Origin of the sequence: Pseudactinotalea sp. Z1748, assembly GCF_049725185.1 — a bacterium.
Classification (GTDB): domain Bacteria; phylum Actinomycetota; class Actinomycetes; order Actinomycetales; family Beutenbergiaceae; genus CALKWS01.
Genome location: NZ_JBMPQB010000002.1, coordinates 389,521 through 403,570 on the forward strand (window position 1 = coordinate 389,521; position 14,050 = coordinate 403,570).

General features: G+C 69.9%; 13 protein-coding genes. 10 read left to right on the top strand and 3 right to left on the bottom strand.

What is annotated here, in order from left to right; translation table 11 throughout:
• The first annotated feature begins 12 nt into the window (after positions 1 to 12).
• Entirely contained in the window at positions 13 to 843 is an 831-nt protein-coding gene (locus ACO0LU_RS06100) for an aldo/keto reductase (protein WP_424790513.1), read from the top strand.
• Between the two features lie 44 nt (positions 844 to 887).
• Here ACO0LU_RS06100 and ACO0LU_RS06105 read toward each other — a convergent pair whose 3' ends face one another.
• The gene (locus ACO0LU_RS06105) at positions 888 to 2,624 is read right to left on the bottom strand and encodes a dolichyl-phosphate-mannose--protein mannosyltransferase (RefSeq protein ID WP_424790514.1); all 1,737 of its coding nucleotides are present in this window, start codon (positions 2,622 to 2,624) and stop codon (positions 888 to 890) included.
• 29 nt (positions 2,625 to 2,653) lie between these two features.
• On the opposite strand from ACO0LU_RS06105, the gene rsmI reads away from it, so the two are divergent.
• Together rsmI and ACO0LU_RS06115 are read left to right on the top strand one after the other, a co-directional pair.
• Complete coding sequence (rsmI, locus tag ACO0LU_RS06110) at positions 2,654 to 3,571, top strand: 16S rRNA (cytidine(1402)-2'-O)-methyltransferase (RefSeq protein WP_424790515.1); 918 nt, start codon at positions 2,654 to 2,656, stop codon at positions 3,569 to 3,571.
• A 112-nt stretch (positions 3,572 to 3,683) separates the two neighbouring features.
• Complete coding sequence (locus ACO0LU_RS06115) at positions 3,684 to 4,289, top strand: class I SAM-dependent methyltransferase (RefSeq protein WP_424790516.1); 606 nt, start codon at positions 3,684 to 3,686, stop codon at positions 4,287 to 4,289.
• A 92-nt stretch (positions 4,290 to 4,381) separates the two neighbouring features.
• Here the strand turns inward: ACO0LU_RS06115 and ACO0LU_RS06120 are convergent, their stop codons facing one another.
• Entirely contained in the window at positions 4,382 to 5,386 is a 1,005-nt protein-coding gene (locus tag ACO0LU_RS06120) for an NAD(P)/FAD-dependent oxidoreductase (RefSeq protein WP_424790517.1), read from the bottom strand.
• Positions 5,387 to 5,457: 71 nt separating this feature from the next.
• On the opposite strand from ACO0LU_RS06120, the gene ACO0LU_RS06125 reads away from it, so the two are divergent.
• Together ACO0LU_RS06125 and ACO0LU_RS06130 are read left to right on the top strand one after the other, a co-directional pair.
• Entirely contained in the window at positions 5,458 to 6,027 is a 570-nt protein-coding gene (locus ACO0LU_RS06125) for a helix-turn-helix domain-containing protein (protein ID WP_424790518.1), read from the top strand.
• A gap of 85 nt (positions 6,028 to 6,112) precedes the next feature.
• Entirely contained in the window at positions 6,113 to 7,135 is a 1,023-nt protein-coding gene (locus ACO0LU_RS06130; RefSeq protein WP_424790519.1) for a 6-phosphofructokinase, read from the top strand.
• Between the two features lie 15 nt (positions 7,136 to 7,150).
• Here the strand turns inward: ACO0LU_RS06130 and ACO0LU_RS06135 are convergent, their stop codons facing one another.
• On the bottom strand, positions 7,151 to 7,729 hold the full coding sequence (locus ACO0LU_RS06135) for an isochorismatase family protein (RefSeq protein WP_424790520.1): 579 nt from the start codon (positions 7,727 to 7,729) through the stop codon (positions 7,151 to 7,153).
• Between the two features lie 158 nt (positions 7,730 to 7,887).
• Here ACO0LU_RS06135 and ACO0LU_RS06140 point away from each other — a divergent pair, with 158 nt between their 5' ends.
• From ACO0LU_RS06140 to ACO0LU_RS06160, 5 genes are all read left to right on the top strand, one after another.
• A complete protein-coding gene (locus ACO0LU_RS06140) occupies positions 7,888 to 9,078 on the top strand; it encodes an aminotransferase class I/II-fold pyridoxal phosphate-dependent enzyme (protein ID WP_424790521.1) in 1,191 nt (396 codons plus the stop codon).
• The gene (locus tag ACO0LU_RS06145) at positions 9,075 to 9,806 is read left to right on the top strand and encodes a pyrimidine reductase family protein (protein ID WP_424790522.1); all 732 of its coding nucleotides are present in this window, start codon (positions 9,075 to 9,077) and stop codon (positions 9,804 to 9,806) included. Before ACO0LU_RS06140 ends, ACO0LU_RS06145 begins: the two co-directional genes overlap by 4 nt.
• An 83-nt stretch (positions 9,807 to 9,889) precedes the next feature.
• Entirely contained in the window at positions 9,890 to 11,695 is a 1,806-nt protein-coding gene (metG, locus tag ACO0LU_RS06150) for a methionine--tRNA ligase (protein WP_424790523.1), read from the top strand.
• Positions 11,696 to 11,810: 115 nt separating this feature from the next.
• The gene (locus tag ACO0LU_RS06155; RefSeq protein ID WP_424790524.1) at positions 11,811 to 12,713 is read left to right on the top strand and encodes a TatD family hydrolase; all 903 of its coding nucleotides are present in this window, start codon (positions 11,811 to 11,813) and stop codon (positions 12,711 to 12,713) included.
• Positions 12,714 to 12,895: 182 nt separating this feature from the next.
• A complete protein-coding gene (locus ACO0LU_RS06160; RefSeq protein ID WP_424790525.1) occupies positions 12,896 to 14,047 on the top strand; it encodes a G5 domain-containing protein in 1,152 nt (383 codons plus the stop codon).
• Positions 14,048 to 14,050: the final 3 nt, after the last annotated feature.

Consider the following 14,050-nt stretch of genomic DNA (forward strand, 5'->3'; position numbering starts at 1 on the left):
ATCCTGGGGGGCGTGACGAACAACGAGATTCCCCAGGTGTCCCTGTCCGATAGCACATCCATCCCCCAGCTCGGGTACGGGGTCTGGCAGGTGCCCGACGACGAAGCACAGGGTGCCGTCGAGCACGCCCTGTCGGTGGGGTACCGGATGATCGACACCGCCCAGGCTTATGAGAACGAGGCCGGCGTGGGCCGGGCGCTCAGGGCCAGTGGCCTGTCGCGTGATGAGGTCTACGTGACCACCAAACTCGCCAACCCCGACCAGGGCTATGACTCAACGATGCGCGCCTACGACGAGAGCCTGGCGCGCCTGGGCCTGGAGACGGTGGACCTGTACCTGATCCACTGGCCGCTGCCGTCCCAGGACAACTACTCCGCCACCTGGAAGGCCCTGGTGGCGTTGCAGGAGGAGGGTCGGGTGCGCTCCATCGGGGTGTCCAACTTCCACGAGGCGCACCTGGACCGGATCATCGACGAGACCGGACAAGCACCGGTGATCAACCAGGTCGAGATGCACCCCTACCTCCAGCAGGCCGGCCTCCGGGCGATCAACGCCGACCGGGGCATCGTGACCCAGTCCTACTCCCCGCTGGGTAGCGGGAAGGGTCTGCTCGAGGATGCGGACCTGTCCGAGTTGGCCGGGACCAAGGGCGTGACCACCGCTCAGTTGGTGCTCGCCTGGCACCTTGCGCTCGGTGTGGTCACCATCCCCAAGTCCGTCACCCCGGCACGCATCGAGGAGAACCTCGGGGCAGCCGGTGTGGACCTGACCGAGGAGGAGTTGGCCACGATCGCCGCCCTGGACCGCGGCGTGCGGTTCGGCGGGGACCCGGACAAGGGCTGAACCGAACGGCCGGAGTCGGCGCCCGTATGCCTGTGGGCGCCGGCTCACACCCAGTTCGGTAACCACATGTGCAGGTGCCAGATCGAATAGGGCACCCATTGGTTGGTCCAGACCGGCCAGAACCACGCGCTGACTGCCAGGGCGATCACCACGATGAGTGTGGCCACCCAGATCCCGGGCCGGCGCTGCGGTAGTGGCACCGAGGCCGGACCGAGCAGTTCCCCCAGGGCGTAGGTCAGGGCGAGCACCACGAACGGCACCAACGCCACGGTGTAGAAGGTGAAGATGGTGCGCTCGGTGTACAGCAGCCACGGGGCGTAGGTGGCCAGGTACCCGGCCAGGATCGCCCAGGCCCGCCAGTCCCTGCGCACCAGGGCCGAGGACAGTACCAGCACCAGCGCCAGGGCCGCGCCCCACCAGATCACCGGGTTGCCCAGTGAGGTGATCGCTGCCGCGCACTTCTGAGCCCCGCACACCGCCCAGGCACCGTCCTCGGCCTCCAGGGTGCGCCAGGCGAAGGATGTGGGCCGCCACTGGATCAACCACCCCCCCGGGTGGGCCTGGTAGGTGTGCTCGGACGTCAGACCGGTGTGGAAGTCCCACATCCGCAGGTGGTACTCCCACAAGGAGTTCAGCGCGTCCGGCAACCAGGTGCGTACCGGCTCGGCGGCCACCGCGTTGACATCCCGGGCCCAGTACCGGTTGTAGGAGGCGGGGTGCGCGAACCAGTTCGCCCAGGTGGCCAGGTAGGCCGCTGCGGCGGCGGGCACCATCGTGAAGAAGGCCGGCACACCGTCCCGCAGCACGCCCGAACCGGCCCAGAACCGCACCCCGATGGCATGGCGGGCGCTGATGCTCCAGGCCACCGCGAACACCCCGAACACCGCGACGGCGTAGATCCCGGACCACTTCACCCCGGTGCCGAGTCCGCCCAGCACACCGGCGGCGAGCAGCCACCAACGCATCCCCGCCCGTGGCCCCCACGCATGGGCGAAGCCGCCGTGGGAGGTCAGTTCCCCCGCCCCGGTACGGGCCAGGCGGCGCCGGTAGGAGTCTCGGTCCAGCAACAGGGCACCGAAGGCAGCCACGATCCAGAACTGCAGGAAGATGTCCAGGATCGAGATCCGCGACATGACCAGGTGCACCCCGTCCACGGCCAGGAGGAGGCCCGCCACCGCGCCCAGCAGGGTGGAGTTGAACAACCTCCGGCCGATACGCACCAGCATCAGCACGCTCAGCGCTCCGACGATCGCCGCGCCGAAGCGCCACCCCACCGGGTTGTCCACCCCCACCAGGCGCATCCCGAGTGCGATCATCCACTTACCCAGTGGCGGGTGCACCACGTAATCGGCCTGCGGGTTCAGGTCGGAGAAGTCCCCGGCCTCGAAGGCGGAATCGGCCTCCTCGTTCCACACACCCTCATAGCCCAGCGCGAGCAGGGAGTAGGCCTGCTTGACGTAGTAAGTCTCGTCGAACACCAACCGTCCGGGGCGGTCCAGGTGCACCAGGCGCAGGACGGCCGCGAGGGCGGCGACCACCAGGGCCACCACCCAGCCGACCCACGAGCGGCCGCTGACCGGGGTGAGCAGCCGGGCAAGGAGGTCCCGCTCCACCGCCTCGGGCGACCGCCCGGCACTGGGCGGTGGGTCGGTCCGCAGGCGCCGGCACCACCGGGTCGGCCAGGTGCGTACCGCCCTCAGGTCCGGCAGTCGCCGTCGATCCTCCCGTGCCCGTGCGGGCACCGCGGCACCGCCGGTGGCGGAGTGACGGGCGGCAGGCACGCAGGTGAGTCTAGGTGGGGCACACTGGGATGGTGAGCGTGAGGGACGACGGCGATGCGCGCCCGGCCGCGGACGGCGGGCCCGGCCGGATGGGTGCCCGGGGAAAGGGTGCGACCGGGTCGATCACGCTGGCGGGAACCCCGATCGGTAACGTCGCCGACGCCTCGCCGCGGTTGAGCCGCCTCCTGGAGAGCGCCGACCTGATCGCCGCCGAGGACACCCGCCGGCTCCGAGACCTTGCCGGCCGGCTGCAGGTGGAGGTGACGGCCAAGGTGGTCTCCTACCACGAGCACAACGAGACCGCCCGGGCTGCCGAACTGGTGGCCGAGGCGGCAGCCGGTGCCACCGTGCTGGTGGTCTCGGACGCGGGGATGCCGGGGGTGTCCGACCCCGGGTACCGCGTGGTGCGTGCGGCGGCGCAGGCCGGCGTGCCGGTCACGGCTGTGCCCGGACCGAGCGCGGTCCTGACTGCGCTCGCCCTGTCCGGGCTGCCCAGTGACCGGTTCGCCTTCGAGGGCTTCCTGCCCCGCAAGCCGGGGGAGCGCGACCGTGCGCTCGCGGCGCTGGCGACCCAGGAACGCACCATGGTCTTCTTCGAGTCCCCCCGCCGGGCCGGGCCCACGCTGGAGGCCATGACCCGGGCATTCGGTGCCGACCGGGCCGCGGCGGTGTGCCGGGAGTTGACCAAGACCCACGAGCAGGTTCGGCGCGGCACCCTGGCCGAGTTGGCGGCGTGGGCTGGGCAGGGGCTGCTGGGGGAGGTGACCGTGGTGGTCGCCGGTGCCGAGCCGACGATCCCCGATGCCGCCGACGCCCTGGATGCGGTGCTGGCCCGGGTACAGGGCGGCCAGCGGCTCAAGGACGCCGCCACCGAGGTCGCCGCGCTGACCGGGGCCAGCAAACGGGAACTGTACGAGGCAGCCCTGCAGGCCCGCCGCCCCCACTGACCCCTCCCCCCGCCGCCGAGGCCGGTCGGTTGCGGTGCCACCGGCCTCGCGTCCGACCGGTCGGGTGGTCGACCGGGCTGGACGCAGCGGACCGGCAGGGCAGGATGGTGGCATGGCTGAACCGAGCAAGTGGGTCCAGATGACCCAAGCGAACCCTGACCACTCCACCTGGTACATCGAGCGCTTCCGCGCCATGGCGGCCGCCGGGGCCGACCTCGTGGGGGAGGCGCGGTTGATCGACGCGATGATCCCGCGCGGCGCCCGGGTCTTGGACGCCGGGTGCGGGCCCGGGCGGCACGGTGGCTACCTCGCCGAAGCGGGCCACGAGGTAGTCGGCGTGGACGTGGACCCGGTGCTCATCGCCGCCGCCAAGGAGGACTTCCCCGGGCCCACCTGGCTCGTGGGGGACCTGGCCGAACTCGACCTTCCCGCCCGTGGCATCACCGAAGGGTTCGACGCGATCCTGTGCGCCGGCAACGTGATGACGTTCCTGGCCCCGAGCACCCGGCGGGAGACCCTGCGGCGGATGGCGCGGCACCTGCGCGCAGGGGGGCGGGCGGCGATCGGCTTCGGCGCGGGCCGGGGCTATGACGTCGCCGACTTCCTCAGCGACGCCCACGACGCCGGCCTGGCCCCGGACCTGTTGTTGTCCACCTGGGACCTGCGCCCCTACACCGAGGACTCCGACTTCCTGGTCGCCCTCCTTCGCCAGGCCTGACCCCCGGGTAAGGGGCGCCGGCCGGCGTGGGGCCACCCCGAGGAGCACGCGATCTCTCCGGCTACGGTTCGTCGCTGGCTGTACCGCCACGATCATGCTGCCCGCGCCGCCGCCCCGAGGGCCGCATCGGTATCGGCACTGACGAGGTCGGCGTTGATGTGCCCTCCGGCCAGTGCGCCGGCGGCGGCCGAGGCGCCCACCTGGGTCATCGGCTCGGCTGCGTTGCCGGCCACCCACACCCCGGGCACTGCCGTACTGCCGGCCATCTCGGTGACGAAGTGCCGGCCCGTCCCGCCGGGCAGGTCGGCCATCGGCAACTGCAGACCGTCCAGGCCCTCGGTGCGCACCCGCAACTGTGTCATCACCGTGAGCACCCGGCGGGCCACCACCGTGCCGTCGTCCAGCCGCACGCCGGCGATCCCGCCGGCCGCGTTCGCTACCACCTCGGCCACCGCCCCCTCAATCACCTCGATGCCCCGCGCGGTGAACCGGGCACGGGTGTCGGCATCAAACTCGGTCCGGTCGGCGAAGACGATGACGTCCTCGCTCAACTGGCGGAACAGCAAGGTCGGGTGCACCGATCCCGGCCCGACGGCGAGGATCCCGATCGGTTCGTCGCGCACTTCCCAGCCGTGGCAGTAGGGGCAGTGCACCAGACCGGCGCCCCAGTGCTGAGCCAGGCCGGGGATGTCGGGCAGCACGTCGCGCACCCCGGTGGCGACCAGAATGCGCCGCGCGGTGAGCGTGCGACCGTCGGCCAGGGTGAGGGTGAAGCGGAGGTCGCCATCCGGTCCGGGTGCAGCGGGGAGGGCGGCGGCGACCGCACCGTCCACAACGAGCCCGCCGTAACTGCGGACCTCCTCCCGTCCGCGTCGGTACAGTTCGGCCGGCGCGATGCCCTCGAGTCCGAGCAGCCCGTGCACCCCTTCGGCCGGGGCGTTGCGCGGACTTGCGGAGTCGAGGACGACAACGGTGCGGCGCGAGCGGGCGAGCATCAGCGCGCCGTTCAGCCCCGCTGCCCCGCCGCCGATCACGGCGACGTCGACGAGCCCGGCCGGCAACTGGTCGTTGCGGGTTTTGGTGGTGGTCTGGTCCATGGTGTCTCCTGTTCGGGTGCTGGACTCGCCACGCTATGTCTGCATTGCGGTGACGGCATAGCATTGTGCGTATGACGCAAGGAGATGCGGGACTGGAGAGCCTCGTGCGCAACCGGATCCGCGGTTTGCGGGTGTCGCACGGCTGGTCGCTGGAGGAACTGGCCACCCGGGCCAACCTCAGCGCCTCGACGCTCTCGCGTATCGAGACCGGGCAGCGGCGCCTCGCGCTGGACCAGCTCGTGGGCCTGGCCCGCGCCCTGGGTACCACCGTGGACCAACTGGTCGAGGCCGCTCCCGACGACGTGGTCATCTCCCCGGTCATCGACCGGAGCCACGGGTGGCTACGTTGGCAGGTCCGGGCCGACCCCGGCATGACCGTGGTACGCCAGCGTCTGACCGAGCCCCCGGCGGCGAACCCGGCGCGGATGCACGCGCACCTGGGCCGGGAGTGGCTGGTGGTCATCTCCGGCACCGCGATCCTCATGCTGGGCCAGCGTCGCTACCGCCTCGAGACGAACCAGGCCGCCGAGTTCCCCACGATGCTGCCGCATGCACTCGGCGCCGAGCGCGCCCCCGCCGAGGTCCTGGGGATCTTCGACCGCGCCGCCCGCCGCGGCCACGGCAACGACAAGCCCGCCTGAGATCGCGGTGTGGGCCGGGGCGGGTGGGGTAGGTCCATAGGATGGGAGCGTCCGCCGTCCTCCCCGACCTGTAGTTGGAGTCCTCATGCGCATCGGCCTGATCACGGGTGGCGGAGACTGCGCCGGCCTGAACGCCGCGATCCGTGCGGTGGTCAAACACGGCACCAGTTCAGGGCATTCCATCGTCGGGTTCCGGAACGGGTGGAAGGGCGTGGCCGAAGGCGACGTGCTGCATCTGAGTCGGTCCGATGTGCGCAACGTCCTCCCGCTGGGCGGCACGGTGTTGGGCACGGCCCGGTTCCACCCGCACCGCGAGGATGGTGGCGTGGAGGCGGTGCAGGCCACCCTGGAGCAGGAGCGGGTGGAGGCGCTGATCTGCATCGGAGGCGATGGCACCCTGCATGCGGCCAGCAAGGTCGCCGAGTCCGGGGTCAAGGTGGTGGGAATTCCCAAGACCATCGACAACGACGTCTGGGGGACTGACAAGTCCATCGGGTTCGACACCGCGGTGCACGTGGCCACCGAGGCGGTCGACAGGTTGCATACCACAGCGGAGTCCCACAACCGGGTGATGGTGGTGGAGGTGATGGGCCGCGACGCCGGCTGGATCGCGGTGCACGCCGGTATCGCCGGTGGTGCCGAGATCATGCTGGCACCCGAGCACCCGTTTGACATCGAGGCCGTCACCCGCGCGCTCCGGCACCGGCACCGCGCGCACGCCTCCTTCTCCATCGTGGTGGTGGCCGAGGGCGCGGTCCCGGCACAGGACACCGCCATGCACTACACCACCGAACGCGATGAACTCGGACAGATCGTTGCCGGCGCCACCGCTGAACGGGTCGCGGGGGAGATCGCCGAGCGCACCGGGTTCGAGACCCGGGTCACGGTGCTCGGTCACATCCAACGCGGCGGTACCCCGCTGCCCAGCGACCGGGTGCTGGCCTCCCGGTTCGGTCACGCCGCGATCGAGGCGCTGAACCACGGACACTCCGAGGTGATGACCGCGGTGCGCGGCGAACACGTGGAACTGGTGCCACTGCGGGAGGTCGCGGGCAAACTCAAGACCGTGCCGCAGGAACTGCTCACCGCGGCTCGCGCGCTGGCCTGAGGCCGACCGTGCGGGTCAGACGGAGCCGGAGGGCACCAGTTCGACGCCCGCGGCGGTCATCCGCTCCCGGGCCTGTTCGCCGAGTTCGGGACTGACCGGCTCGGTGAGGTCGGTCAGGACCCGGGCGCGCAGACCGGATTTGATCGCATCCAGCGCCGTCTCCTTCACGCAGTGGGACTCGGCGAGGCCTACCACGTCGACCGCTGTGATCCCGCCGCGTTGTAGGATCTCCGCCAGGTGCACTCCGTCGGGGTTCGTGCCCTCGAAACCGGAGTAGGCGGCCTCGTACTCGCCCTTTTTCACCGAGTCGTCCGGAGCCAGGTCCACCAGCGCGGGGTGCAGTTCGGCCTCGGCAGTCCCGGCGACCCCGTGCGGGGGCCAGGTGTCGATGAAGTCGGGGTTGTCGGAGAAGTGGTCACCGGGGTCGATGTGCCAGTCCTGGGTCGTCACAACCAGGTCGTACCGGTCCCGGTGCTCGGCGGTGTAGCGCGCGATCTGCTCGGCCACCGCGTTCCCGCCCTCGACGCCCAGGGCGCCGCCCTCGCAGAACGTGGGTTGGACGTCGACCACGAGGAGTGCGCGTTGGGTAGCCATACCCCGACTCTGCCAGGCACCGAGCGTCCCGGCTAGGTCTGGCGTTGGTTCGCACCCAACCGGGACCGCTGCCACAACCATGCTGCCCGGGACTCTCGGGCGGAGCGGCCTCGCCCACCCCCGGCGGCGCCGTTGGTTCGCCAGTAGGCTGGACCGTCATGGAGTTCCGTCGTATCCAGGGCCTGCCGCCCTACGTGTTCACCATCATCGACGGGCTGAAGCAGCAGGCGCGTCGAGCCGGTCGGGATGTAGTGGACCTCGGCTTCGGGAACCCGGACCTGCCTTCTCCGCAGATCGCGGTGGACAAACTGGCCGAGGCCGCGCGGAAGACCCGGAACCACCGGTACTCCTCCTCCCGGGGCATTCCGAACCTACGCCTGGCCGTGGCGCAGTTGTACCAGCGACGCTTCGGCGTCACTCTCGACCCGGACACCCAGGTGCACTCCACGATCGGCGCAAAGGAGGGATTCAGCCACCTGATGTGGGTGCTGCTCGAGCCCGGTGACGCCGCGATCGTGCCCACTCCCTCGTACCCGATCCACATCTGGGGCCCGTACTTCGCCGGTGCCGAGGCCCGCCAGGTGCCGATGGGCGACGGCACCGACGGACCCGGATACATCGACCGGGTGATCGAGGCCTGGGAGATGGGCCGGCCCAAACCGCGGGTGGTGGTGCTCTCCTTCCCGCACAACCCGACCACCTCCGTGGTGGATCTCGCCGATCTGCAACGGCTGGTGGACTGGGCCCGCGAACGCGAGGTAGTCCTCGTGCACGATCTGGCCTACGCGGACATGTGCTTCGACGGGTGGGAGCCGCCCTCCCTGATGCAGTGCGCCGGCGGCGCCGAAGTGGGCGTCGAGTTGTATTCGATGACCAAGTCCTTCTCCATGGCCGGCTGGCGGGTGGCGTTCATGGTCGGGCGCCGGGACGTGATCCACGCCCTCTCCCAGTTGAAGAGTTACCTGGATTACGGCACCTTCCAGCCGATCCAGATCGCGGCCACGGTCACGCTGAACGAGGCCCAGGACTATCCGGCAGAACTGAGTGAGGTGTATGAGTCCCGGCGCAACGCTCTGCACGAGGGACTGAGCCGAATCGGTTGGGAGATCGTCAAACCCCGTGGCACGATGTTCGCCTGGGCCCGGATCCCCCCGGCCTACGCCGACATGGACTCCATCGCCTTCGCCACACATTTGGTGCACGAATGTGACGTCGCGGTCTCACCGGGAGTGGGGTTCGGTGCCGGCGGGGAGGAGTTCGTCCGGTTCGCCCTGATTGAGAACGAACACCGGATCGGCCAAGCGGTCCGGGGCCTGCGCCGCGGGCTGACCCGACTGGAGGCACCGTGACCGATGTTTTCGACCTGGATGACCTCCTTGCCCGGTACCAGGTGCCCGACCGGTCCCGGACACATCTGCGGACGAACTTCGTCACCAGCCTGGACGGGGCCGCAACCCACAACGGGCTGACGAAGGGCCTGAACAACGAGGCCGACCACCAGGTGTTCCACACCCTGCGCATGCTGGCCGACGTGGTCCTTGTCGGTGCCGGCACGGTACGCAACGAGGGCTATGAGGAGTTGGCCGTCACCGATGCCCGGGCCGACTGGCGCACAGCGCAGGGGTGGCCACCGCACCCGGTGATGGCGGTGGTCTCCCGCAGCCTCGATCTGGATCCGGGGGCCCCGCTGTTCACCCGTGCTCCGGTGCGGCCGATCGTCTTCACCACCACCGAAGCCCCCGAGGGCCCGCGCAGCCGGCTGGCCGAGGTGGCCGACGTCGTCAGTGCCGGAAGCGGGTCGGTGGAGCCCGGGCAGGTGGTCGCCGAACTGACCAGGCGCGGCCTTCCGCAGATCCTCAGCGAGGGCGGGCCGGCCTGGTTCGCCACCATGATCGAGCACGATGCGGTCGATGAGATGTGCCTGACCCTGAGTCCCTTGCTGGAGGGGGGCGATGCCACCCGGATCGTGCGCGACGGTCGCCAGCGCACCAGTGCGATGTCGCTGCTCTCCCTGCTGCGCGCCGAGGACATGCTGATCCTGCGGTACGTGCGCCCGGAACTGGCTCCGGCCGGCTGAGCCGCGTCACCGGGCGCGGCCGGGCTGAAACGGCGATCGGCGTCGTCGGGAACGACGGCGACCGGCCGTTAGGATCGGGAGACATGACCCGCATACTCTCCGCGGTGGCCTGGCCCTATGCCAACGGCCCCCGGCACATCGGCCATGTCGCCGGCTTCGGCGTTCCCTCCGACGTGTTCAGCCGGTACATGCGCATGTCCGGCCACGAGGTGCTGATGGTCTCCGGGACCGATGAGCACGGGACCCCGATCCTGGTCACCGCCGACGCCCAGGGTGTGAGCCCGCAGGAGTTGGCCGATGAGAACAACGAGATCATCGTCGCCGACCTGGTGAACCTGGGCTTGTCTTATGACCTGTTCACCCGCACCACCACCGCCAATCACATCCAGGTGGTGCAGGAGATGTTCACCACCTGCCACCGCAACGGCTACATGATCGAGCAGACCACCTCCGGTGCGATCAGTCCCTCCACCGGGCGGACCCTGCCGGACCGGTACATCGAGGGCACCTGCCCCATCTGTGCCTACCCGGACGCCCGCGGGGACCAGTGCGACAACTGCGGCAACCAACTCGACCCCACCGACCTGATCGATCCCCGTTCCAAGGTCAACGGCGAGACGCCCGAGTTCATCGAGACCAACCACTTCTTCCTCGATCTGCCCGCCCTGGCCGAGACGATGCGGGAATGGCTGGAGGAGCGCGCGGCCTCGGGCACCTGGCGCCCCAACGTCATCAACTTCTCCCTGAACCTGCTCAAGGACATGCGCCCCCGGGCGATGAGCCGCGATATCGACTGGGGGATCCCCATCCCGCTGGAGGGATGGCGGGACAACCCGAACAAGCGGCTGTACGTCTGGTTCGACGCCGTGATCGGGTACCTCTCCGCCTCGATCGAGTGGGCCCGCCGGATCGGTGAGCCGGAGCGCTGGCGGGACTGGTGGTCCGATCCGCAGGCCCAGTCATACTACTTCCAGGGCAAGGACAACATCACCTTCCACTCCCAGATCTGGCCGGCCGAGTTGCTCGCCTACGCCGGAGCCGGCGACGCCGGAGGGGAACCGGGAACCTACGGGACACTGAACCTGCCCACCCAGGTGGTGGCGTCGGAGTTCATGACGATGGAGGGGCGGGCCTTCTCCACCTCGCGTTCCCACGTGATCTACGTACGCGAGGTGCTGGAGCGGTACGGACCGGACCCGCTGCGCTACTTCATCAGCGCCAACGGACCCGAGACGGCCGATGCCGACTTCTCCTGGGCCGAGTTCGTCCAGCGCAACAACGCAGAATTGGTGGGCGGCTGGGGAAACCTGGTGAACCGCACCGCCACGATGATCCACCGCAACTTCGGGGAGATCCCCCCGGTAGCCGACCTGGAGCCGGTGGACACCGAGGTGCTCTCCCGCGTGCGCGCCGCTTTCGGGACCGTGGGCGACCTGATCGAGCGGCACCGCCAGCGCGCCGCGATCGCCGAGGCGATGGCGGTGGTGGGTGAGGTGAACAAGTACATCTCGGTCACCGAACCGTTCAAACTCAAGGCACCCGAGCAGCGGGGCCGGCTGGGCACCGTCCTGCACGTGCTGGCCCAGGCGGTCAGTGACCTCAACCGGATTCTGGCCCCGTTCCTGCCGCACGCCGCCAACCGTGTGCACACCGTGCTCGGTGGGACCAGTGAGTTCATGCCGATGCCGCGCAGTGAGCGCGTGGACGACATGGACGACGTCACCCGCGACTACATGGTGATCACCGGTGAGTACACCCGGACCCCGCCGTGGGCGTCGGTGCCGGTGACCCCGGGCACCACGATCGATGCACCCACACCGGTGTTCACCAAACTGGACACCGAGGTGGTCGAGTCCGAACGAGCGCGGCTCGGGATCCCGGCGTCCTGATGGTCTGCCGAGTGCACCGCTGGGGCCGCCGGCGTCACCGGATGACCTGCCTCCAGCACCGCCGGGCTCACCCGGCCCGCCCGATCGCGCGCTTGCCGCATCGCGGGAAGCGCTGATGGCACGGTCGCGCGGGTGGCCACCGGACCCCGAGCCGTTCGAGGTCCCGCTGGTGGACAACCACACCCACCTGACTCATGTCGGTGACGTACTGGACGACGGCGCGGGTGACCCGGGCGTGGCAGCGCACCTGCGCCGGGCAGCGGCCGTCGGGGTGGGCCGGGTGCTACAGGTGGGTTGTGACCTGGACAGCGCCCCTGCCAGTGTGGCCATGGCGGCCGCGCACCCGAAGGTGCTGGCCGGTGTGGCGATCCACCCCAACGAGGCACCGCTGCACGACGGGGTGCGGGAGGTAGCACCGGACGGACTGGAGCCGCACGTGCTGGAGCGGCACCGAGTCGGTCTGGACGAGGCCATCGCACAGATCGCCGGCCTGGCCGGTCACGAACGGGTGCGCACCATCGCCGAGACCGGACTGGACTTCTTCCGTACCGGTGAGCGAGGCCGGGCCAGCCAGCACCGCTCCTTCCGCGAGCACATCGCCCTGGCCAAGGAGTTGGACCTACCGATGCAAGTGCATGATCGCGAGGCGCACGCGGAGATCCTGGCCGTGCTCGACGCGGACGGGCCGCCTCCGGTCACGGTGCTGCACTGCTTCTCCGGTGACGCCGACTTCGCGCGGGAGTGCGCGGAGCGCGGCTTCTTCCTGTCCTTCGCCGGCACGGTGACCTTCAAGAACGCCCACTACCTGCGCGAGGCGGCGCTGGCGGTGCCGGTGAGCCAGTTGCTGGTGGAGAGCGACGCACCGTTCCTGACCCCGCACCCGTGGCGAGGCGCTCCGAACGGCCCGTACCTGGTTCCGCACACGGTGCGGGCCCTGGCGCAGGTGCGCGGTGAGGACCCCGCCGTCCTGGGCGCGGCGATCACCCGCACCAGTGAGGAGATCTACGGGCCCTGGTGAGGCCTCACCGGCACGGGTGCGCAGCGGGACCCGGGATGCCCGCACGGTGACCCGGACTCTCCGGGTCACCACCTGGGCAGGAATATCCTCTCGGGGGCTGGCCGAGAAGGTCACAGATCGGTTACGGTCGGGGGTGGCTGTACCCTCCACAGTCGTCACGTAGCCGAAGGACGCCCGTTTCTGTGTCATCCAATTCTGAGTCAACTGCATCCGGGTCCGAGCGCCGCCACCGTGCGGCCGGTTCGACGACCGCTGGGCTACCGAGGTCCCTGAAACGTGCCATCGGTGCCGGTGCCCTGGCCGTGATCATGGCCGGCTCGGTCGGTTTCGCCTCCTTCACCGGGGGTATCGCGCCGCTGAGCGGGGGATCCACTGATCAGGAGCCCGCAGCCGGACCGGACCTGGACGCCCGCGGCGTCTGGTCCCAGGTCTCCCGCAGTGGCGATGAGCGGACCGACCTGGACTCCCTGGAGGCCGACCCGGTCACCTTCACCGCCACCATCGACGGTGACGAACTGGATATCACCTCCGGGGCTCCCACCCTTGCCGATGCGTTGATCGATCACGGAATCCTGGTGGGGCTGGATGATGAGGTCTCCGCGCCGATGAACAAGCCGCCGGAGGATGGGGACGAGATCGAGGTGACCCGCGTCGGCACCGTCTTCGGTGCCGAGACGGAGGAGATCGCCTATGAGACCGAGGAGCGTTACACCAGTTCGCTGACCCGGGGGAACCGCCAGGTCCAGACGGCCGGCGTGAACGGCGAGCGGGTCCGCACCTACGTCGCCACCTACGAGGACGGCGAGGAGGTCTCCCGCACCATTCAGTCCGAGATCCTGGCCAGCGCTCCGGTCACCGAGGTGGTCCTGGTCGGTACTGCCGCACCCCAGCCCGCGCCCACCGCCACTTCCTCCAGTTCCGGCTCCTCGAGTTCAAGTTCGTCGAACTCCGGCTCCTCGAGTTCCTCGAGTTCTAGTTCGTCGAGTTCCTCCGGCTCCAGTTCGTCCGAGCCCTCCTCCTCGGGCTCCTACTCCGGCGATCCCCGGTCGATCGCCCGGCAGATGGTCGCCGACCGCGGCTGGGGCAGTGACCAGTTCAGCTGCCTGGACCGGCTCTGGCAGAAGGAGTCGAACTGGAACCACCGCGCCCAGAACCCTTCCTCGGGCGCCTACGGGATCCCGCAGTCGCTGCCCGGTAGCAAGATGGCCTCGGCCGGTTCGGACTGGCGCACCAACCCCGCCACCCAGATCACCTGGGGCCTGAACTACATCTCCGGCCGGTACGGCAACCCATGTGCAGCCTGGGCCCACTCCCAGCAGCGGAACTGGTACTGAGGG

Coding starts and splice junctions, on each gene's coding strand:
- rsmI (WP_424790515.1), top strand. CDS start 2,654: ATGGTGAGCGTGAGGGACGACGGCGATGCGCGCCCGGCCGCGGACGGC.
- ACO0LU_RS06115 (WP_424790516.1), top strand. CDS start 3,684: ATGGCTGAACCGAGCAAGTGGGTCCAGATGACCCAAGCGAACCCTGAC.
- ACO0LU_RS06120 (WP_424790517.1), bottom strand. CDS start 5,386: ATGGACCAGACCACCACCAAAACCCGCAACGACCAGTTGCCGGCCGGG.
- ACO0LU_RS06125 (WP_424790518.1), top strand. CDS start 5,458: ATGACGCAAGGAGATGCGGGACTGGAGAGCCTCGTGCGCAACCGGATC.
- ACO0LU_RS06130 (WP_424790519.1), top strand. CDS start 6,113: ATGCGCATCGGCCTGATCACGGGTGGCGGAGACTGCGCCGGCCTGAAC.
- ACO0LU_RS06135 (WP_424790520.1), bottom strand. CDS start 7,729: ATGGCTACCCAACGCGCACTCCTCGTGGTCGACGTCCAACCCACGTTC.
- ACO0LU_RS06140 (WP_424790521.1), top strand. CDS start 7,888: ATGGAGTTCCGTCGTATCCAGGGCCTGCCGCCCTACGTGTTCACCATC.
- metG (WP_424790523.1), top strand. CDS start 9,890: ATGACCCGCATACTCTCCGCGGTGGCCTGGCCCTATGCCAACGGCCCC.
- ACO0LU_RS06155 (WP_424790524.1), top strand. CDS start 11,811: ATGGCACGGTCGCGCGGGTGGCCACCGGACCCCGAGCCGTTCGAGGTC.